This window comes from Enterococcus sp. DIV1304_2 (assembly GCF_050555445.1).
GTDB lineage: Bacteria > Bacillota > Bacilli > Lactobacillales > Enterococcaceae > Enterococcus_B > Enterococcus_B pernyi.
Genome location: NZ_CP187851.1, coordinates 43,293 through 65,337, shown reverse-complemented (window position 1 = coordinate 65,337; position 22,045 = coordinate 43,293). Strand labels below are relative to the sequence as shown.

Below are 22,045 nucleotides of genomic sequence, written 5' to 3'. Positions count from 1 at the left end.
TATCTCCCTTCCAATTTATCAACTTGCTATGTAAAAGTACTCTTTATTATTTTCATCACCACTTTCTCATTATACCTCTTCCTTTTTTTTCATAGCAAGATGTCAGACAATCATTCAGTTGTGGAGCGAATTTTTTTTGTAGAAACTTATTTGAATTTCATTCTTTTATCCTGTTTCTAAGAGGAAGTTTTCATTTATATGAGCTATCACCACAACTCTCCATCTTTTCTTATATTGCTAATAAATGAAATTAAGATAAAAATCAACCTCATAGAACTATTTATTTTATCATTTTTTTCTAATAATTGATGTTATGGAGGAAAAAGCGTTTACATGACCGCTATTTTCTCGGTTATGATTAATTTGTGAGATACAGACAGACTAAAAGGCTGCATCTTACAAACAAAATCAAAAAAAATAAAAATATAGAGTGAGGAGAGACAAGATGATCAAAAATAATTTAAAAACAATGATGGCAGCAGGTATGGTATTTTTAAGTTTAGGAGGATCCGTTTCGACATTCGCAACAAGTCTATCAACAACTGACTTCGTTAGTACAAGCAAACAGGCCATTGAGCAACAATTGTATATCCATAATGGTGACTTTAATGACGGGTTTGATCGTTGGATCGTTAGTGACCCAGATTCAAATAATCCCACACTTCAAACCGTAAATGGAAATAACTTTGCTTTAGCAAGAGATGGTGAAAATGTTCATCAATACGTGACATTAAAACCAAATACTACCTATACATTTAGTTATGATGTTGCAGCAAGCGAATCAGCACCAGGACGTGTTGAATTAGGGATCATGAATCACGGTGTTGGTTTCGATGTATTAGAACGCGTTGAACATAATAACGAGGACTGGGAACGTGGCAAACTTACCTTTACGACTCCAGACGCTGAAAATACATACCTTGTGCGCTTTGCTTCTACATGGAATGGTTGGGCGCAATATGACAATATCCAAGTAGAAACAGGCGTAACGGAAACAAGCTTGTTATCTGTAGGGAGAGAAGGCCATCTGGCGTTTGCCTACTTAACTTTAGATCAGGACCGTTTCAACAGCCGAGAAAGACTAGTCGTAACTGTTGATGGAAGATATCTTTTTGAGACACATAATGGAATCAATTACTATTCCTCTAGAAGATTAGTTGATGGCAACATTCAAATACGACAAACCATTGCTGGTACTGCAGGTCAAGTCGTCCAAGTTCATAGAGTACCTGGACACCCAGGACAAAATTTACCAGGACGAGTATTGTTAGAATCATATACTATTGAAGCAGATTTGTTTTAATCATAAATGACCATAAATCATACCATATCACATGAGCAATTGAATGATTAAGGTATTCATTTAGACGAAGCCACCAACAGGATATGACTCATTTGTCACATCCTGTTGGTAGCCTAGTCCGGAACAGAAAGAGCGTAACTCGCTTCTTTCTGTTCTTTTTTATTTGGTTAAGATTGTGCCATTCGTCTGCAATTGAAGGAATGGCGATTCACATTTTAGACATTCAAGTGGTTGACTTCAGGAGGACTCGCGAAGTAACTGAAGCAACGGTTGTCGTTGATTTCAGGTTATGTGAGACAGTTTCTACAAAAAAATGTGACTGCCAATTTTCAATTAATAGAAGACTAAGCAGTCACACTTTCTTACTATTTAGTTATTACTTTACCCCTGAATCGCCGTTTCCAATCCTACTTCGATCATGTCATTGAATGTTGTCTGACGTTCGCTGGCAGTTGTTTCTTCACCGGTGATCAGATGGTCACTGACCGTCATGATCGCTAGTGTTTGCACGTGGTATTTTGCACCTAGATAATACAACGCAGCAGCTTCCATTTCCACGCCCATCACACCTAGTTCTGCTAACTTGAATGTCTCTGTCAGATCGTCTTTGTAGAAAGAATCTTCTGATAGTACATTGCCGACGTGTGTAGTAAAACCTTTTTCTTTCGCTACTTCGTATGCTTTCAACAACAAGTCAAAATCACAGATTGGTGGAAAGTGGAAGGCGTTGAAATCCTTCTCAATCATGGAAGAACTAGTCGCAGCTCCTTGTGCTAACACCAAATCACGAACGTGTACGTCTTTTGACAAGGCACCGCATGTGCCAACACGAATCAATTTTTTTACGTCATAAGAATTGACCAACTCATGCGCATAGATCATCGCTGAGGGCATACCCATTCCTGTTCCTTGAACAGAGACTCTTTCCCCTTTATACGTTCCAGTATAACCAAGCATACCGCGTACTTGGTTATAACAAACTGGATTCTCTAAAAAAGTTTCTGCAATATACTTCGCTCTTAGTGGATCGCCAGGAAGTAAAATCTTGTCTGCAATCTCTCCTGGTTTTGCTTCAATATGAACACTCATTTCCGGACCTCTCAATCAATTTTTTATAGTAAAGAAAGTGTTTCTTTGATCAATGATTTAAATGTTTGTTTGACTCTTTCAGTTGTTTCAACGACTTCTTCGTGATTCAAGTTTGCTTGCATACCAGCAGCCAAGTTGGTGATACAAGAAATTCCTAAGACCTTCAACCCGCTATGAGCTGCAACGATGACTTCTGGTACAGTCGACATGCCCACTGCATCTGCACCCATCACGCGAGACATGCGAATCTCAGCTGGTGTTTCGTACGTTGGACCAGAATAGCCCATATACACGCCTTCTTTTAATTCTACGTCTAATGATGTCGCTGCTGCTTTTGCCATTTCGCGATACGCTTTTGTATAAGCTTCACTCATATCAGGGAAACGAGGCCCCATTTCTTCGTCATTAGGCCCAATCAATGGATTTTGACCTGTAAAGTTGATATGATCGGTGATCAGCATCAAATCACCTGGTGCAAATGATTCATTCACGCCACCACACGCATTGGTCACAACAACTGAATGCGCGCCTAGCGCAGCCATCACTCGCACAGGATAAGTGACTGTTTGCATCGAATGACCTTCATAAAAATGGAAACGTCCTTGCATCGCCAATACTTTTTTGCCTGAAAGCGTTCCGTAAACAAGTTGACCTGCATGTCCAACGACTGTCGAAGTTGGAAAGAACGGAATCTTATCATAAGGAATCACGATTGCTTCTTCGATCTCCTCTGCTAATTCACCTAAACCTGAACCTAAGATCATGCCAAAATCGATCGTTCCGACACCTTTGCTTTTGATAAACGCAGTCGTCTCTTGTAACATCTCATTTAATTTCATTGTTTTTCTCCTATATATAAAATTTTGATTATTCTATCTTACATAATAAAGCCAATGATGATTCATTGATGGATGATGCACGTCGTTATTTCAATAGTTTTAAAAAGCTTTCGCCATTTTCAGTTGCTGCTACGTTAAAGTTTTCGGCAATCGTTGCAGAGATATCCGCATAATAACCTTGTGGTAAACTACCTTGCCCACTCATTTGTTTACTATAAGCAAGTAGTGGCACATATTCGCGAGTATGGTCCGTACCAGTGAAAGTTGGATCATTCCCATGGTCAGCGGTGATCAATAATAGATCATCATCAGCCATTGCATCTAACAATTCTGGAATACGCAAATCAAAATCTTCGATGGCATGCGCATAACCAACCACATCGCGACGATGACCGTATAACGCATCAAAATCGACTAAGTTTGTAAAACTCAACCCAGTGAAGTCTTGCTTCATCACATTCAATAATTGATCCACACCGTCCATATTGCTCTTTGTACGAACAGAATCGGTGATGCCTTGACCATTGAAAATATCATTGATCTTACCGACTGCAATAACATCTTTGCCGGCTTCTTTCAACGAGTCTAAAACCGTATGTCCAAATGGATCTAATGCGTAATCGTGACGGTTGCTTGTGCGCGTAAAGTTACCTGGCTCACCAAGATATGGACGGGCAATGATCCGACCGATCATATAAGGATCATCTTTTGTAATTTCACGAACATATTCGCAAATCCGATAAAGTTCTTCTAAAGGAATAATTTCTTCATGTGCAGCAATTTGTAACACTGGATCAGCTGACGTATAAACGATCAAGTCGCCGGTTTTCATTTGATGTTCACCAAAGTCGTCAATGACTGCTGTTCCGCTATAAGGTTCGTTACAAACAATTTTACGTCCAGAGAAGTCTTCGATTTTCTTCAATAATTCATCCGGGAAGCCGTTTGGAAAAACACGAAATGGTGTTTTGATATTCAATCCCATGATTTCCCAATGTCCTGTCATTGTATCTTTGCCGACAGAAACTTCTTCCAATTTGGTCGCATACCCTTGATGATCTTGCACTGCTTCGACCCCTTCTAAAGGACGAATCGTTCCTAATCCAAGTTGCTCCAAATTCGGTATCGTCAGCCCAGCTTCTTTAGCAATATGACCTAATGTATCCGAACCTTTATCTCCGAATTTTTCAGCATCAGGTGCTTCTCCGATTCCGACTGAATCCATGACGATCAAATGTACGCGTTTAAACATGAGTATTCCTTCTTTCTATTTATTTTCTTTATAAAGTAAAAAGGGCGAGCCGAAAAAAACTTCCCGTAACCCGCCCTTTTTAATCACTAAACGATTATTTGGATTTTATATAATTCTTACCGTTGGCTTTTGGTCCAGATGCTTTACCTAAGAACGCCACTAAAACGATAATCGTTAATAGATAAGGCGCAATTTGTAGTAAAACTGGTGGAATTGAAGAAATCACTGGTAATTGCGCGCCGATGATACTCAAACTTTGTGCAAAACCAAAGAATAAGGATGCACCCATCGCACCTAGTGGATTCCACTTACCAAAAATCATTGCAGCCATTGAGATGAACCCTTGACCGACAATCGTTCCTGCTGAAAAGTTCCCAGAGATCGATTGAGCGAACACAGCTCCACCCATGCCTCCAAGAAGACCAGAAATCAAGACACCTGAATAGCGCATCGCATATACATTGATCCCTAGTGTATCTGCAGCTTGAGGATTTTCCCCAACAGAACGTAAACGTAAACCAAATTTAGTTTTGAAGATGACGAACCATGCGATAACAGCAATTAAAATCGCACAATACGCTGGTAAAAATGTATTTCTAAAGAAAATTTGACCAATCACTGGTATCTCAGATAATCCAGGAAATGAAAAGTAACCTAAGTTTTGTGAGATATTGTCTGTTTGTCCTTTACCATACCATGCTTTGATCAAAAATACACCTAAAGCAGGTGCCATCAAATTGATGACCGTTCCGCTGATGATATGGTCTGCGCGCAAGCTGATCGTTGCGACTGCATGGATCAAGGAAAAGAGAACACCAACCACGCCACCGACTAAAATAGCAATCCAAGGAGTCATTGAGCCTAATGTGTCACTCATCGTCAAGTTGAAGACGACTGCACTAAATGCCCCCATCACCATGATGCCTTCTAACCCAACGTTGACGATCCCGCTTCGTTCAGAAAACGTTCCGCCTAAGGAGGTTAAAATCAACGGTGTTGAATAAACAAGTGTTGATGTAAGGATCAAGGAAATCAGTTCTACTGTTGACATTACAGCTCTCCTCCTTCTTGATTTTGATGATTTGGTTTCGTTTCAATCGTTGCGACGATCTCCTCTTGTTTTTTCCCTTGGAAGAATTTCGCCATAAGGAAACGAATCAAGAAGTTGATCCCCACGAAGAAGATGATCAAGGCAATCGATACATTGACGATTTCAAACGGTACACCAGCACCAGTTTGCATCCCTAACCCACCGATTTTTAGAACACTGAATAATAGCGCAGATAACAAAATCCCGATGGCAGAACCAGAACCTAATAAGGAAACGGCCATACCGTCAAACCCAATGGATAATGAGGTTGTTTGAACGAAGAAGTTTTGGTATGTTCCTAGTCCTTCGACCACACCACCTAGACCAGCTAGTCCACCAGAGATAACCATGGATAAGACAATTGTTCGTTTACTACTCATTCCCGCATATTCAGAGGCATATGGATTCAATCCAACAGAACGGATCTCAAAGCCTAAGGTTGTTTTCTTCATGACGATCCATACAAGCACTAACGCAATCAGTGCCAAGAAGAGTCCGCCATTCACACGAGAGCCTCCAAACATCTGGGTCAGCCAAGGAATACGTAAGGAAGCATTCTCACTGATCATATTTGAAGAGTCTAAACTTGAACGATAAGATTCAGGCATTATTTCATGAAGTGTGTACGTACTTAAATAGAGCAAAATATAATTCATCATGATCGTTACGATAACTTCACTTGTTCCAAAGAACGCACGTAACAATCCTGGAATAGCTGCGGCCATTGCCCCAGCAAGTGCACCTAAAATCACGCACATTGGCAATAAAATGATTTTTGGTAGATCTGGAAAAGCTAACGCCGTCCAAATGCTTATGATCCAGCCACAAAGTGCTTGTCCAGAAAGCCCGATATTAAAGAATCCGGCTGAATTTGCAACAGAAAAACCTAAGGCTGTAAAAATCAAAGGTGTTGCTTGTCTTAACGTTTCACCGATACTTCGTTGTGAACCTAACGAAGCATTCAACATCGAAGAATATCCTTGGATTGGATGATAACCAAAGGCAACCATCAAAATAGCACCTAAAATCAACCCTAAAATAACCGAAAATATAGGTACTAGCAGATTACGGAACCTTTCGCTACGATCATTCATGTGTGTCACCAACCTTTTCTAACTCTCTACGTGCTTCTTCTAAAGTATAACCCGCCATCAATAGACCTAGCTCGTTTTCAGATGTTTCTTTTGGATCAACGATCCCCACGATTTTTCCTTGATGGATTACCGCAATACGATCGGACACATTTAAAATTTCTTCTAATTCAAAACTAATCAATAAAACTGCTTTGAACTTATCACGTTGCTCAATCAAACGTTTATGGATAAACTCGATTGCACCAACATCTAATCCACGTGTTGGATTCGCAACGATCAGTAGATCAGGGTCACGATCGATCTCGCGAGCAATGATGGCTTTTTGTTGGTTCCCACCAGATAAAGCTTTCGCTGGTACTAATTCGTTCGTTGTCCGCACATCATACTCATCGATTAAATCTCTAGCATGTTCATTCATCACACCATAGTTCAACAGACCATTTTTACTATACGGTTTTTGATAGTAGGTTTGCATGGCAATATTTTCAGATAACGTCATATCAAGGACCAAGCCATATTTATGTCGATCTTCTGGCACATGTCCTAGCCCAGATTCAGTGATTTTACGTGGTTTTTTATTCGTGATCTCTTCGTCTTTCAAACGAATCGTTCCACTTTCTACTTTACGTAAACCGGTTAACGCTTGGATCAACTCCGATTGTCCATTTCCATCGATTCCAGCAATACCTAAGACTTCACCTGCTCGGACTTCCAGACTCAAATCTTTCACTGCTTCTAATCCGCGGTTTTCTTTAACTACAAGATTTTCAACAGAAAGCACCACTTCTTGTGGACGTGCTTCTTTTTTCATTGTTTTGAATGAGACGGTTCTTCCGACCATCATATCGGCTAACTGTTGCGAAGAAACATCTTTTACATTGACCGTTCCAATCCCTTGACCACGACGAATGACCGTACAACGATCGGCAACTGCTTTGATCTCATCTAATTTATGTGTGATCAAAATGATCGACTTTCCTTCTTTGACTAACTCTTTCATGATCACGATCAATTCATCGATTTCTTGCGGCGTCAGTACGGCTGTTGGCTCATCAAAAATCAAGACATCTGCACCACGATAGAGTGTTTTTAAAATCTCCACACGTTGTTCCATACCGACAGAAATATCACGAACGTACGCATCCGGATTCACTGCTAAGCCATATTGTTCAGATAATCGTTTGATTTCTTCACGGGCTTTCTTACGGTTCAAGATACCGCCTGTACTTGGCTCACTACCTAGTACGATATTTTCTGTTACTGTGAATGCATCGACTAACATAAAGTGTTGATGCACCATTCCGATCCCTAATTGATTGGCTTTCGTCGGGCTCGTGATGTTTACTTCTTTGCCGTGCATCAAAATCTCACCTGATGTTGGCTCTAAAAGACCGGATAAAACATTCATTAACGTTGATTTACCTGCACCATTTTCACCAAGCAAGGCATGGATTTCTCCTGCTTTCACTTGAAGGTTGATGTTGTCATTTGCTTTGAAAGTACCGAATTGTTTCGTGATATTTCGCATTTCGATGACAATATTTTCTTGATCCACATTTTTCACATCCTAACAATTTATATCCAGACGACATTGTTTAAAAAATAAAAGGGACGATGACGATCGTTCACAAAACGTCGCTCATCGAGTAACCAAAATCCAAGGAGCTAAGCTACTTGTTACAAGTTGTTCCCTTATCCAAATCGGGATACCTAGCAACTTGCATAAAAAAACAACATTAAGTAGATAACTAAACGATAGCCCTGTTAAACAATTGTCCAACAAGGCTATAGAAATGGTATTTATTAGCTTTCAGGAGTTTCAGGAACTTCGATGTCACCTGAAATGATTTTTTCTTTTGCTTCATCCACTGCTTTTTTCGCTTCATCAGAAAGTTGGCCTTCAGTGATACCTACACCGTCTTCTTTCAAACCATAAACAGTGTGTTCGCCACCAGGGAAGTCACCCTCTGCTGATTGTTGTGCTAAATCTTTTACAACTGTTCCTACACCTTTAAGTGTTGATGTCAATGTGAAGTTTTTGTCTTCACCATTCAATGTGTAGTTTCCTTCGTCAGATTGGTCACGGTCAACACCGATTACCCAAACTTTTTTGTCACCTGATTCATTTAATGATTTTGCTTCTTGGAAGACACCGTTACCAGTACCACCTGAAGCATGGAAAATGATGTCAGCGTTTTGTGCGTACATACCTTGTGCGATTGAACGTCCTTTATCTGGAGCTGAGAAATCACCTGCGTATTGGTTCAATACTTCGATGTCTTTGTTCAACGCTTCAGCGCCTGCTTTAACTCCGGCATTGAAACCAGCTTCAAAACGGTCGATTACTTCCCCTTTAACGCCACCGATAAATCCAACCACATTTGTTTCAGTTGTGTAAGCTGCTGCAACTCCAGCAAGATAAGAAGCTTCGTTATCTTTGAATGTTGCTGAAACGACGTTGTCTTTTCCTTCGATCACATCATCAATGATTGCAAAGTTTGTTTCAGGGTTACTTGTTGCTTGTTCTTCGATTGCAGGTTTCAATTTAAAACCAATCCCAAAAATTGTCTTGAAGCCAGCGTTTAACGCTTGATCGATATTTGGAATATAATCTGATTCATTGGCAGATTGGAAATATTGGAAGCCATCGTTTCCACGTGACAAGCCTTGCTCTTTACCCCAATCTTCTAACCCTTCCCAAGCTGACTGGTTGAATGAACGGTCGTCGACGCCACCTGTATCTGTAATCAATGCTGCAGTTGCTGTTCCTGATGCACTGTTTCCACCGGTTGAATCAGTAGAATCTGAACCGCCGTTACCGCATGCGCTTAAAAGTAAGCCTGCTGATAGTGCGATAGCACCTAAACCAAATAATTTTGCTTTTTTCATTTCTGTAAAGCCCCCTAAAAGTAGTTGTTTTTTCAACAGTCAGCTGACTGAATTGAACATAATTTATAAATCTTTTTCTGAAAATGCGTAAGGTAATAACTCTCTTACGGTCATCGTTTTCGTCACACCATTGTCGCCAACCAACGTAACTGGCATCTCTGGCTCACAAAATTCTGCCATTACTTGGCGACAAGCACCACATGGAGAAATCGGCTCAGGTGTATGACCTGCAACGACTAGATGTGTAAAGTCCATTTCTTTTTCAGATACTGCTTTAAAAAACGCGGTACGTTCTGCGCAATTCGTTAAACCAAATGACGCATTTTCGATATTCAATCCTTGATAGGTTTTCCCAGATGCTGTCACTAAACAAGCACCTACTGGAAATTTGGAATAAGGCACATACGCTTTATCCAAGGCGTCGATAGCGATATCGATCCATTCTTGTTTGATTTCTGACATCTTTTTCTCCTTAGAATATTAATAGCCTTCGCCAGTTGAACCGGACATGATTGACACACCAGCACTTGTACCGATTCGTGTGGCACCTGCTTCGATCATCGCAACGGCTTCCGCTTCATTGTGGATACCTCCTGAAGCTTTGACGCCCATTTCTGGACCAACCGTTTCACGCATCAAGCGGATATCTTCCACTTTCGCGCCACCTGTTGAAAAACCAGTAGATGTTTTCACAAAATCAGCTCCTGCAGCTTTCGCTAATTCGCAAGCTTTGATGATTTCCGCTTGTTCTAACAAGGCTGTTTCAATGATTACTTTAACTAACGCGCGGTCTTTTGCAGCTTCGACTACCGCTTCGATATCTTTTTTCACGACATCGTCTTGTTCAGATTTCAAGGCACCGATATTGATGACCATATCCACTTCATCTGCGCCATTTTCGATCGCATTCGCTGTTTCAAATGCCTTTGTTTCGGCTGTGTTTGCTCCTAATGGGAAACCAATGACGGTACAAACAGCGACTGGCTCACCTTGTAGTTCCTCTTTCGCCAAGGCAACCCATGTTGGATTGATACAGACTGAATAGAAATGATGTTTTTTTGCTTCCCCAATAATGCGCATCACATCTGCTTTTGTTGCATCTGCTTTTAGAATTGTGTGGTCGATCATTCGATTTAATTCCATGTCTCTTCTCCTTCTACTCTGTAATGATGTCATGAATCAGGATAGGCTTCTCCGCCATATCACCGATTTCAATATTTTTATATAACAAGTCGATCACTGGCGAAATGTCTTCTTCATTACTATAGATCCTCAATAGCGATTCGCCAGCTTCTACTTTATCACCGATTTTCTTATTCAATCGTAAACCAACAGCATGATCGATCGAATCTTCTTTCGTTTTACGTCCTGCACCAAGCATCATTGCTGCGATCCCTAATTCGTTCGCAACGATTTTTGTCACGACACCTGTTGTCTTCGCTGGCAGTTCATAAATATAACGAGCAGTTAACAACCGCGCAGGTTCATCGACAACTGTTGGGTCGCCCCCTTGGTTCTGGATCATTTCTTTGAATTTAGCTAAAGCTTTCCCTGATTCAAGGGCTTCTTTTAGCATTTCGCGCGCTTCTTCGATCGATGCCGCTTTTTCGGCTAAAACGACCATTTGACTACCTAAAGCATAGCACATTTCAACTAAATCTTCCGGTCCGTTCCCTTGAAGTGTTTCAATGGCTTCAACGACTTCTAAGCTGTTGCCGATTGCTTCACCCAACGGTTCAGACATATCAGAGATCACTGCTACTGTTTGGCGACCGGCTAATTTGCCGATCCGTGTCATGGTCTTCGCCAAGCGTCTCGCGTCATCGATATTTTTCATGAAGGCACCGTCACCCGTCGTCACATCTAGCACGATCGCATCCGCTCCTGCGGCGATTTTCTTACTCATGATCGAACTAGCAATCAATGGGATCGAGTTGACCGTTGCCGTCACATCACGCAAGGCATACAATTTTTTATCTGCTGGAGCGAGATTGCCCGATTGGCCGATCACCGCTACTTTACTTTCGTTCACGGTGCGGATGAATTCTTCATCTGATAGTTCGATCCGAAATCCAGGAATAGCTTCTAACTTATCTAATGTGCCACCTGTGTAGCCAAGACCACGCCCTGACATTTTTGCCACAGTTGCACCTACACTTGCTACTAAAGGTGCTAAAATCAAGGTAGTTGTATCCCCCACGCCTCCGGTAGAATGCTTGTCGACTTTGATCCCATCTAAGGAACTTAAATCGATCACATCGCCAGAATGAGCGATTGCCAACGTTAGATCAGTGATTTCTTCATCGGTCATATCCTGATAGAAAATAGCCATCAATAATGCGCTGATTTGGTAATCAGGAATGTTATCATTTGTGTAGTTCGTGACAATGTACGAAATCTCTTCCTTTGATAATTGGTGTCCATCTCTCTTTTTTTCGATCAAATCGACCATCCGCATGCCGTAATCCTCCTCGTTCTTCATTCGGTATTATACAGGAATTTCGAAAAAGGTAAACCACTTTAGTAAACCGGTTTACTATTTTCTCGCAATGTATCTTACCAACTTTGTAAACACTTACATAAGCAATATAACGCCCTACTAGACCTTTGTCAATGTTTTTACGCTCTCACGAATAATTAATTTTGTTTCAAAGACTTTGTTCGGAACTTTTCTTTGTGGAAATTCAATCGTGTCAATCAAAAAGCGAGCTGCATAAAAACCAATATCGAAACTCGGTTGCTTGACCGTTGTCAACTTAGGGATCATATACTCAGACAATTTTAATCCATCAAAGCCGATGACCGAAATATCCTCTGGAATACGCTTGCCCATTTCATCGATTGCTTGGTAACAACCAATCGCCATGGCATCATTGCCACAAAATACCGCCGTTACATCTTTATGACGTAACAAGCGCTTACTTGCTTCGTACCCTCCTTGGACAGTCAAGTCTCCTTCTTCTACAAACTTACCGTTGAACGCCAGTCCATGATCTTTTAGTGCATGACGATAACCATTGAATCGCTCTTCTAACTGATAATAGCCAGTTGTCTCTTTTAACATACCAATTTTCGTGTGACCGTTTTTGATCAATAACGAGACAGCTTGATAAGCGCCTTCATATTCCTTCACGATCAAGCGACCGTTATCTCGACGATTCAACCCACGATCGATCAGGATGATCGGCATGTTGTTATAAAAACTACTATCAAGGGCATACTCTTGAGGCAACACATTCGGCGTCGCTAACAATAAACCATCTACGGATCGATGAGAAAGCTCCCTTAAATACTTCAGTTCATTGTCTTGACTATGTCTGGAGTTACAAAGAATGATGACATATCCTAAGGGGTTTAAATAACTTTCGACCCCTTCGATCACTTTGGAAAAGAAGAAATCCGTCACATCTGGCACGATCATGCCAATCGTTTTTGAGTGACGATTGATCACATTGGAAGCAAAATAATCTGGCTTGTAATGATGTTCATTTACGATCGACAACACTTTTTTTCGTGTCTTTTCACTAAAACGGCTGCCTTTATTATTTAAAATCTGTGACACAGTCGTCACTGAAACACCTGCCATCTCAGCAATATCTCGAATTGTCAGTTTCACTTTTGTTCCCCCTTTATATATGTAAATTCCCTAACAGTGTACCAAATGGTTTTCGAAATGGATAGAGGGAAAAAAGGCTTGGTCAAAAGTAAATCAATCCCATATAGATATTTGCTAAGCAAATTTCATAAACGATGTCTTATTTTTTCGAAGCTAGCTCTCACTTCCCCTAACCCACTCTATTTACCCATCTTACTTGTATGAACAAACAACGAAGCAGTCGAAGAAATTCTTACTCATTCCTTCGACTGCTCCGTTATTTTCATTCGATTATGTTCAATCTTCTTTTACACTTCGGATAATATAATAGCCTTTATCTTTGATCACGATTTCTGCGTTACCAAATGTTTCTTGCATTTTCTTTTGTGCGCTAGGTGCACCTTGTTTTTTCTGAATGACGATCGTTAAGGTGCCACCTGTACATAGGCGGGGATATGCGCCAGTCAAGATTTCATGTACAACTTTTTTGCCTGCACGAATCGGTGGATTGCTGACAATTGCAGCATAGTCTGTTTCTGTCACCTCTTCATAAATATTTGACTGATGAATCGCTACATTTTTGATTTGATTGCGCTTCGCATTTCCTTGTGCCAAGTCCACCGCTCTAGCATTGATGTCTACCATTTCAACAAAGCGCTCACTCGCATAGGCAAGAGAAAGCCCGATTGGACCATAGCCACAGCCAACATCCAAAATTTTGCCATCTGGTAGCTGTGCCCATTCAAAGGCATCGATCAATACACGTGAGCCATAATCAACTGTTTCACGTGAAAACACACCCGAGTCTGTCACAAACTGAAAGGTTTTCCCTCTTAGCTCAAATGACCATTCGTCAAACTCATGAGCAGTCTCTGGGTGTTCGGAATAATAATGATTCGTCATAGTTTCCATCCTTCTTATCTGTTAGTTGTTCATAGTCTAACGTGTTCCATGAGAAGGTGCAAGCGAAACTGTGTTTCTTCTGTTTTCTTTTATAAATATAACCATTTAATCGCGATACGGAAGAAAAAAATTTTCTTAGCTGCTCACTCTTCTCCTTTTTCGGTATTTGCGTAATCTGTTTCGTGAAAGTAGAGAAAATATCAATAGAAGTCCCATAAACCTTACTATTAGCGTTTTTAAGAAGACAAATATCTCCATGATATCTCTATTCATGAAACGCGCATGATTGACTATTACTTCCACTGCCCTTTATGATATGGATGAAAAATAATCATATTAGGTGAGGTTACTCTGAAGAACACAGGTTATCGCTCGGAAATGTCGAGAGACAGTAACGTGTAAAGCAGGAATTGTCGGATTAAGGCTTTTCCAAGATAACTAGAACTTGTTTCTTACGTCTCAGAAAGCCAAAGCTCAATTAACGTGATTACAATTGCGCCTTACAATTGCAAATTACACTTACCAATGTTTATTTGAGTACACCGCCCTTTATGTATTAAAGAGGCTTTTTTATGTTGTCAGCAAACCTCACGCCACCAAAAAACAGTAGTAAACCGCTTTAAGTAAGTGTGTCTTATTCCTCATTCTTTTGCTTTCTTAGGTGTATTGATTTCCTTTCCTAGTTGAGATTCGCTTCATCCATTGCAACCTATCAATCACTAGCCTTCGATCAAGAATCTATAAATCATTGACTCGCATAAAAATCAACTAGCGACTGATAAAACTGTCATGCTTCATTTCCTATTAAAAGTAATAGTGATTCGTTTCACATTCATTAAGGATTGTTTAATCTCTATGTGTGCTTCACGATAACTATTGTTTTTTTAAGAGGCCCATGAGACATTTAAAAGGAGAATAAAATGATAAAGGAGGCATAGCTGTATGTCGATCGAAAAATTAGAATATTTCTATATGATTGCCCGTTTCAACAGCCTCTCGCAAGCTTCAAAAGAGCTACATGTTAGTATTTCTTCGTTAAGTAGTTCTGTGAACTACTCACCACTTAGCTAAACCTACCGGTTTTTAACGCTTGAAGTGGGAGCTTCTTGGGAATAGAGCATACTTGCAAGCGTATTTCTTTACTCACAGCGGTTTCTCTTATTTACCAAGCTATCCCCGTAGTTCCTACGGTTTTTGATGATTGGATCTAAGCTAATCCCATAGAATGTAGTCTTAGACCTTCGGTCAGAATATTGATACTAGCATTGATATCTCGGTCATGATGAACATGACAAACAGGACAAGTCCATTCTCGAATTTCTAGAGATTTCTTGCCGTCTTTGTGTCCACAATTCGAACAGATTTGACTAGATGGGAACCACTTATCCACTTCGATAATATTTCGACCGTACCAGTCAGCTTTGTATTGTAACCTAGTCACAAAACTAGACCATGAAACATCCGAAATACTTTTTGCTAGTTTATGATTACGCAACATACCTTTTGTATTTAAGTCTTCTATACAGATCATATCGTGGTTTTTGATAATCTCTGTGCTCAACTTGTTTAGAAAGTCATTGCGTTGATTCATTACTTTTTCATGTAGTCGTGCTATTTTACGTTTTTGTTTTTGATAATTTCTAGCTTCAAACAGATTGATACCTTTTTGTTTAGCTAATAATGCACGTCTTGACAACTTACGTTGTTCACATTTTAGTTTTTTTGACATTTTTGACGTGAATTTATTGTTATCAATCTTTTGACCATTAGAAAGGATTGCAAAATCAGTTATACCAAGGTCAATTCCAATAGCGGAATTAGTTTTAGGAAGCTCAGCTATTTCTTCTTTACACAATAAAGAAATATAATATTTACCGCTAGAATGACGTGATATTGTAGCGGATTTGATCAGACCTTTAGGTTGTCTATGGAGCGTAATTTTAACTAACGACTTCAACTTAGGAAGTTTGACAAATTGATTATCAATCAAAGTGATTGTTCCATTTTGATTGTTAGTCGTATAGCTTTGAACTGGATTTTTCTTGCTTTTGAAACGAGGAAATCCGGCGGACTTATCACGAAAGAAGTTCTTATACGCCTTATCTAGGTTGAGTTGTGCATTTGCTAAAGCAAGACTATCCACTTCTTTCAAGAACGGAAAATCTTGCTTATATTTTGCAGGCGTTGGAAAACTCATTTTTTTAGAGGAATTTTTCCTAGTTTCTTTATAAGCTTTCATTCGGTCATCAAGCATTAGATTGTAGACCTTACGGACACAGCCAAAAGACTTAGCAAAGAAGGTTTCTTGTTCTTCTGTTGGATAGATTCTAAATTTATATGCTTTTAGTCGCTCCATAAAGCTCGCCTGCTTTCTATTTATGATTGTTTCCTTGATTTTGAATATATTTCTTAATCACATCAATTGGTGCTCCACCAGTTGTCAAAAGACAAAAACTTTTTGACCAGAACATTTCTTTCCAAAGAAATTGTTTGATTCTTGGATAATTGCGCTTTATCAAACGTGAACTAGCACTTTTATAGGCATTGATAAATTTTGTCAATTCTGTTTTTGGTTGAGCTTTGAACATAATATGAACGTGATCTTTATCATGATTCCACTCAACTAAAGTGATGTGATACGATTCTGAGATTCTTTCAAAAGTCGCTTTAGCGTAGTTAGATATTTCATTATCAATTACTTGTCTACGATATTTCGTTACTAAAACAAGGTGATAATAAAGAAGAAATACTGAATGGTTATTTGTGTCTAATTCCATGTTATATCAACTCATTTCTTGTATAGACTGATTTTAACATGAGACAAAATAAAAAAGCAATACGCCTTAGTTGTCGGTCTTCGAGTTACCAACGGTAACCCTCATACCGAACGGCATTCATCACCCACCTATAGAGGATGGGCGACTTCTGCCTAATTCTGTTAAATGAATCAGTAGACTATCCTGCTTTGCGTGTCGGTACAAGCGATGCTTCGTTTATCTTTGAAGCAAACAAATATCCAATCCGGCATCAAAACTTTACGATCGACTACCGTTATATTCCTTCATTGGATCTGCTAAATAAACTAAGTCAGAAAGAAATCGACTTTGCCATTACTTCTGCTACCCTAGATCACCCCAAATTTATTCAAACAAGGTTAGCCACTTTGGAACTTAAAGTAGCAATCAGTAACTATTTTGTAAAACCAGATGGGATATTATCCGCGGAAGTACTAGAAGAGTTACCTTTTATCTTTTTACTCGACCATGTAGAACATCAAGTGATTACGAAAAAAGTAGTCAAACAGCTGACCAATGAACCAAAATATGTCGTCTGTCCAGATAGTTTAGGAGCAGCGAAAATGATTACAGAAGGAAAAGGAATGCTATTAGCCAATACCTTTGTGCAAGAACTTTTAGCTATTGAACCTGTTTGTTTTGTCTCTCTACCAACATTTCCAACCATTCATTTTTATCTTTATAAAAACAGTGAATCAGAAAATTTTTACTTCTATCCAGAGGTTGAAAAAGAAATCCAAGCGATTTTTAATCAAACATGTCACACTACACAAATGATGGGATCTGCTGATACTGGCACCTATTACTTGCCAAAACGATGAATACTGAAATCAAAATAAAACAAGTATTTCAATGTCGTAAATGAACACCGATAAGAGATCCCAGAGAGATTTATCTTCGAAAAGTAAGGCGGCATCCACTGAATTTGTTCTTCAAATTTTGGTGGGTGTCTATTTACTTCCCAAAATGTTACTTCTATTCCTGCCATTTCAGTTAACTTTGAGTTAAACTGTTACTTTTTTCTTACTCAATCCTCTATTCTCCTCGCCTCTTTTCAGTTATCAAAAAAGAAAGAACGCCTATTCTTCCATCCTCTGATATGAGAAAAAACCAATTAGTTTCTCGCCTAAGTGGTAGGGTTTGACACGCATTTATGTTAAAATAGGTCCATTGATGGGAGAATCCAGGAGGCTATGTATGAATGATCCAATGAATTATTACCGTGTGGCAAGAGAAGAGTGGCGCGAATTTTACCGAAATGGTCAAGCTCCATTGACACAAGATGAACTAGATAGTATAAAAAGTTTGAATGACCGTATTTCCATGCAAGATGTTCGCGACATTTATGTACCACTTGCGCACTTGATTTTTCTGCATATGAAAGAGTTTGAATCCCTCTCTCTGAGCAAAGGGTTATTCCTTCATAAATATACTCAAGTCCCACCTTTTATTATCGGGATTGCCGGAAGTGTCGCAGTTGGTAAAAGCACCACCGCGCGCTTATTGCAAATGATTTTGTCTCGGACATTCAAACGAAGAAATGTCCAGCTGATCACCACAGATGGTTTTTTATATCCGAATAAAGTCTTAAAAGAACGTGGTATCATGGACCGGAAAGGATTTCCGGAAAGCTATGACATGGAAAGGTTGATCGATTTTCTTAATCAAGTGAAATCCGGTCAAGAAACAACCAAAGTTCCCGTCTACTCTCACGATGTCTATGATATTATTCCCGATGAATATGAACTGATCCAACAACCGGACATTTTGATTGTCGAAGGAATCAACACGCTTCAACTACCAGCTAATCAACAGATTTACGTCAGTGACTTTTTTGATTTCTCTGTCTACGTTGATGCAGATTCTGAATTGATCGAAAAATGGTATTTGGATCGCTTTGGCGCGTTACTTGATACAGCTTTTCAACATCCACAAAACTATTACTACCAATTTGCCATTGGTAATCGTGAAGATGCGTTTAAAATGGCAAGAGATGTATGGAAAAATGTGAATTTGAAGAATTTAAACGAATATATCTTGCCTACTCGTGGAAGAGCCGATATAATTCTCCATAAAACTGAAAATCATATTATCGATTCGATTTTCATGCGAAAATATTAGCATTTTAAAATAGTTCAACTATTTTGAGATAAATTTTAAAGGGATAGGGGTAATAAATGTGACGAACGTTGCCGATATGACAAACGTTGAAAAAATCATCGTACTAGATTACGGTAGTCAATATAATCAATTGATTACACGACGCATCCGTGATTTAGGTGTTTTTTCTGAATTATTGAGCCACCGTATTACAGCTGAAGAAGTGAAAGCCATGAATCCGAAAGGGATCATCCTTTCTGGAGGACCAAACAGTGTCTATGATGAGAATGCTTTTGGCATTGATCCTGAAATCTTCAATTTAGGCATTCCAGTGTTGGGTATTTGTTATGGTATGCAATTGATCACGTACAAACTTGGCGGTTCTGTTGAGCCTGCAAAAAACCGTGAATACGGCAAAGCATTGCTTGAAGTAACAGCCGATGATGCGGCACTATTCAGCCAAACACCGAAACAACAAACCGTTTGGATGAGCCATGGGGATCTAGTAACCAAAGTACCAGAAGGTTTTGAAACTGTTGCTACAAGTAGCGATTGCCCAATTGCATCGATCCAAGACAAAGAACGTAACTTCTACGGTATCCAATTCCACGCAGAAGTCCGTCATTCAGAATATGGGATCGAATTATTACGTCATTTTGCTTTTGACATCTGTCACTGTGAAGGCAATTGGACAATGAATAATTTCATCGACATGCAGATCGAAAAAATCCGTGAACAAGTTGGCGATAAAAAAGTCTTACTTGGTTTATCTGGCGGAGTGGATTCAAGTGTCGTTGGTGTCCTTTTACAAAAAGCGATCGGTGATCAATTAACATCGATTTTCGTTGACCATGGTCTATTGCGTAAAGGCGAAGCGGATCAAGTCATGGAAAGCTTAGGCGGAAAATTCGGCTTGAACATCATCAAAGTAGATGCAAGAGAACGTTTCTTAAATAAACTTGCAGGTGTCTCTGATCCTGAAGAAAAACGTAAAATCATCGGTAACGAATTCGTATACTTATTTGACGACGAAGCAACAAAGCTTGCCGGCGAAGAAGGTGTGTCTTTCTTGGCACAAGGAACACTTTACACCGACGTAATCGAAAGTGGAACAGAAACTGCCCAAACGATCAAATCACACCACAACGTAGGTGGCTTGCCTGAGGACATGCAATTTGAATTGATCGAACCATTGAACACATTATTCAAAGACGAAGTCCGCGAACTAGGGACACAGCTTGGTATGCCTGACTCAATCGTTTGGCGCCAACCATTCCCTGGACCAGGTCTTGGTATCCGTGTCTTAGGTGAAATCACTGAAGAAAAATTGGAGATCGTCCGTGAATCAGATATGATCTTACGCGAAGAAATCGCCGCTGCCGGTCTTGACCGTGACATCTGGCAATACTTCACTGTTTTACCTGGTATCCGTTCTGTTGGTGTCATGGGCGACGGTCGTACGTATGACTACACAGTCGGTATCCGTGCGGTCACATCGATTGATGGTATGACAGCTGACTTTGCACGTATCCCATGGGATGTGCTACAAAAAATCTCTGTACGTATCGTCAATGAAGTCGCACACGTGAACCGTATCGTGTACGATATTACCTCTAAACCACCAGCAACTGTGGAGTGGGAATAGAATAATCAAAAAATCCGGGCTCTTTGTCAATAAGGACTGATGAGTTGCGAAAAATTAAATCTGGGTCAGAATGAACCACATTCTGGCTCAGATTTTTTGTTATCTAACTTTGATTAATTGATTGGTCAAAAAGATTCTAATTTTCATGTTCTCAAATGATCTAAATCCGTAGGATACTCGTTTCATCGTTTTTATGTGGGTATTCTTTGCTTCTATTTTTCCATTGGAGTAAGGATAAATCATCGCATTGGCGATGCCTTCTTCGTAGGTCAGTAGGTTTTGAAGTTTCTCACGAAAGCCGTCATCTAACGTTTCGGGAAGTTCTGCCAATAAGGAGAAAAACAAGTCAGGGTCTTTGTCTCGAAAAGCTTCAACTAATTCATGGAAAAAGGGATATGCCTCCTTTAGGGGCTTAGAAAAGCTAAGCAATCGATCAATCATCATTGCTTCAGTAAGAAATGGGTATTTAGGTGCTCGGAAACTTTTCCATGTTTTATACTCATAGTGATTAATGTTTGCACGATTTTTTAGCAGAAAGCGCCAGTTCTTTTTCAGTTTTTCTGCATGGCTTTTCTGTCCTGCTTTACGCAGTTCATTCATTTCACGGATACGCAACTCATTGAAAGCTTGATTCATGTGTTTGACAATATGGAACCGATCAATCACTACTTTCGCATTTGGCAGAACGCGTTTGGTGAGCTGGAAGTAGGCGGCGTTCATGTCTGTGACTAAGAATTTTACTTCTTCTGGATTGGTGCAGCCCAAGAAATAGTTTGTTAATCGAGGTAATTTACGAGTAGGTAAGATATCAATTAAATTACCTGTTTCTCCATCTGCGCAAATAAAGCTCATTTTATCTTCTATGGAAGTGTGCGAACGAAATTCATCAACCATCAATACTTTGGGGAGAATCCTCTTAGTGGGCTTTGGTAAATAGCTTTTAAACTCTTTCAATGTACGAATAACGGTAGTCAAAGATACCTGACAGCTTTTCGCAATAAAAGATAAAGAGACTTTTTCAGTCAGTAAAGAAGCAATTTTATATCTGACATGATCCGCAATTGAATGTCTTGGGCGTACAAAATAGCTTTGAGCAGTCCAATGGGTTCGACAGTTTTTACAGGTATAGCGTTGCTTTTTTAAGCGCATAACCATTGGCATATGATTGTATTGTTCAAAGCGGACAATGATTTCTTTCTTCCCATTTTTCACCACAATTGCTTTCCCATTTCCATCTACCACAGTAGAACCACAACTTCTACAGGCACAAGGATCAGGTGAGAGAATGGCATTAATGACCAATGTCTTTTCCTTATGAAAGATCTCGTAAGAGATCTCAGTAATCATCAAATCTTTATCTATTAATCTTAGCATTTTTTTGATAGAATCATTCATATAGCATATCGTCCTCTCAGTTGTTTATTTTGTGGTGATTTAATCATACTAGAGAA

20 protein-coding genes and 1 riboswitch are annotated in these 22,045 nt (G+C 39.6%); of the genes, 5 read left to right on the top strand and 15 right to left on the bottom strand.

What is annotated here, in order from left to right:
- Window positions 1-445 precede the first annotated feature (445 nt).
- Window positions 446-1,303, top strand: coding sequence for a carbohydrate binding domain-containing protein (locus tag IGJ14_RS00285; RefSeq protein WP_019723068.1), 858 nt, complete (start codon window positions 446-448; stop codon window positions 1,301-1,303).
- A gap of 381 nt (window positions 1,304-1,684) precedes the next feature.
- Here the strand turns inward: IGJ14_RS00285 and deoD are convergent, their stop codons facing one another.
- The 12 genes from deoD to IGJ14_RS00225 all read right to left on the bottom strand — a co-directional run bounded on the left by deoD (window position 1,685) and on the right by IGJ14_RS00225 (window position 14,054).
- Entirely contained in the window at window positions 1,685-2,392 is a 708-nt protein-coding gene (gene deoD, locus IGJ14_RS00280; protein ID WP_019723069.1) for a purine-nucleoside phosphorylase, read from the bottom strand.
- Window positions 2,393-2,415: 23 nt separating this feature from the next.
- On the bottom strand, window positions 2,416-3,231 hold the full coding sequence (locus tag IGJ14_RS00275; RefSeq protein WP_010734482.1) for a purine-nucleoside phosphorylase: 816 nt from the start codon (window positions 3,229-3,231) through the stop codon (window positions 2,416-2,418).
- Window positions 3,232-3,316: 85 nt separating this feature from the next.
- Entirely contained in the window at window positions 3,317-4,483 is a 1,167-nt protein-coding gene (gene deoB, locus IGJ14_RS00270; protein WP_019723070.1) for a phosphopentomutase, read from the bottom strand.
- Between the two features lie 94 nt (window positions 4,484-4,577).
- Window positions 4,578-5,534: an ABC transporter permease gene (locus IGJ14_RS00265; protein WP_010734484.1), complete on the bottom strand. Its 957-nt coding sequence runs from the start codon at window positions 5,532-5,534 to the stop codon at window positions 4,578-4,580.
- Window positions 5,534-6,667, bottom strand: a complete 1,134-nt coding sequence (locus IGJ14_RS00260; protein WP_019723071.1) for an ABC transporter permease — start codon at window positions 6,665-6,667, stop codon at window positions 5,534-5,536. Before IGJ14_RS00260 ends, IGJ14_RS00265 begins: the two co-directional genes overlap by 1 nt.
- A complete protein-coding gene (locus tag IGJ14_RS00255; protein WP_019723072.1) occupies window positions 6,660-8,222 on the bottom strand; it encodes an ABC transporter ATP-binding protein in 1,563 nt (520 codons plus the stop codon). The genes IGJ14_RS00260 and IGJ14_RS00255 overlap by 8 nt, the downstream gene beginning before the upstream one ends.
- Before the next feature lie 248 nt (window positions 8,223-8,470).
- Entirely contained in the window at window positions 8,471-9,556 is a 1,086-nt protein-coding gene (locus IGJ14_RS00250; protein ID WP_065096770.1) for a BMP family lipoprotein, read from the bottom strand.
- Window positions 9,557-9,619: 63 nt separating this feature from the next.
- Window positions 9,620-10,018, bottom strand: coding sequence for a cytidine deaminase (locus IGJ14_RS00245; protein ID WP_019724046.1), 399 nt, complete (start codon window positions 10,016-10,018; stop codon window positions 9,620-9,622).
- 18 nt (window positions 10,019-10,036) lie between these two features.
- The gene (gene deoC / locus IGJ14_RS00240; protein WP_019724047.1) at window positions 10,037-10,699 is read right to left on the bottom strand and encodes a deoxyribose-phosphate aldolase; all 663 of its coding nucleotides are present in this window, start codon (window positions 10,697-10,699) and stop codon (window positions 10,037-10,039) included.
- 13 nt (window positions 10,700-10,712) lie between these two features.
- Window positions 10,713-12,014, bottom strand: a complete 1,302-nt coding sequence (locus IGJ14_RS00235) for a pyrimidine-nucleoside phosphorylase (RefSeq protein ID WP_019724048.1) — start codon at window positions 12,012-12,014, stop codon at window positions 10,713-10,715.
- Window positions 12,015-12,155: 141 nt separating this feature from the next.
- Window positions 12,156-13,172 carry a LacI family DNA-binding transcriptional regulator gene (locus tag IGJ14_RS00230; RefSeq protein ID WP_010734491.1) on the bottom strand — a complete coding sequence of 339 codons (1,017 nt, stop codon included), beginning with the start codon at window positions 13,170-13,172 and terminating at the stop codon, window positions 12,156-12,158.
- 276 nt (window positions 13,173-13,448) lie between these two features.
- A complete protein-coding gene (locus tag IGJ14_RS00225) occupies window positions 13,449-14,054 on the bottom strand; it encodes a class I SAM-dependent methyltransferase (RefSeq protein WP_019724049.1) in 606 nt (201 codons plus the stop codon).
- A gap of 325 nt (window positions 14,055-14,379) precedes the next feature.
- Window positions 14,380-14,547, top strand: a riboswitch (M-box (ykoK) riboswitch).
- A 449-nt stretch (window positions 14,548-14,996) separates the two neighbouring features.
- Here IGJ14_RS00225 and IGJ14_RS00220 point away from each other — a divergent pair.
- Window positions 14,997-15,125, top strand: coding sequence for a LysR family transcriptional regulator (locus IGJ14_RS00220; protein ID WP_229048988.1), 129 nt, complete (start codon window positions 14,997-14,999; stop codon window positions 15,123-15,125).
- Window positions 15,126-15,261: 136 nt separating this feature from the next.
- On the opposite strand, the gene tnpB is transcribed toward IGJ14_RS00220, so the two are convergent.
- Both tnpB and tnpA read right to left on the bottom strand, forming a co-directional pair.
- Window positions 15,262-16,410: an IS200/IS605 family element RNA-guided endonuclease TnpB gene (gene tnpB, locus IGJ14_RS00215; protein WP_430608123.1), complete on the bottom strand. Its 1,149-nt coding sequence runs from the start codon at window positions 16,408-16,410 to the stop codon at window positions 15,262-15,264.
- Window positions 16,411-16,426: 16 nt separating this feature from the next.
- Complete coding sequence (gene tnpA / locus IGJ14_RS00210) at window positions 16,427-16,831, bottom strand: IS200/IS605 family transposase (protein WP_019724606.1); 405 nt, start codon at window positions 16,829-16,831, stop codon at window positions 16,427-16,429.
- A gap of 188 nt (window positions 16,832-17,019) precedes the next feature.
- Between tnpA and IGJ14_RS00205 the strand changes: the two genes are divergently transcribed.
- From IGJ14_RS00205 to guaA, 3 genes are all read left to right on the top strand, one after another.
- Window positions 17,020-17,670 (top strand): LysR substrate-binding domain-containing protein, encoded by a 651-nt coding sequence (locus IGJ14_RS00205; protein WP_157999842.1) that lies wholly within the window; start codon window positions 17,020-17,022, stop codon window positions 17,668-17,670.
- A gap of 376 nt (window positions 17,671-18,046) precedes the next feature.
- On the top strand, window positions 18,047-18,970 hold the full coding sequence (coaA, locus tag IGJ14_RS00200) for a type I pantothenate kinase (RefSeq protein ID WP_019723173.1): 924 nt from the start codon (window positions 18,047-18,049) through the stop codon (window positions 18,968-18,970).
- A gap of 58 nt (window positions 18,971-19,028) precedes the next feature.
- Entirely contained in the window at window positions 19,029-20,594 is a 1,566-nt protein-coding gene (gene guaA / locus IGJ14_RS00195) for a glutamine-hydrolyzing GMP synthase (RefSeq protein WP_019723174.1), read from the top strand.
- A gap of 99 nt (window positions 20,595-20,693) precedes the next feature.
- Here guaA and IGJ14_RS00190 read toward each other — a convergent pair whose 3' ends face one another.
- Window positions 20,694-21,989, bottom strand: a complete 1,296-nt coding sequence (locus IGJ14_RS00190; RefSeq protein WP_195339621.1) for an ISL3 family transposase — start codon at window positions 21,987-21,989, stop codon at window positions 20,694-20,696.
- Window positions 21,990-22,045: the final 56 nt, after the last annotated feature.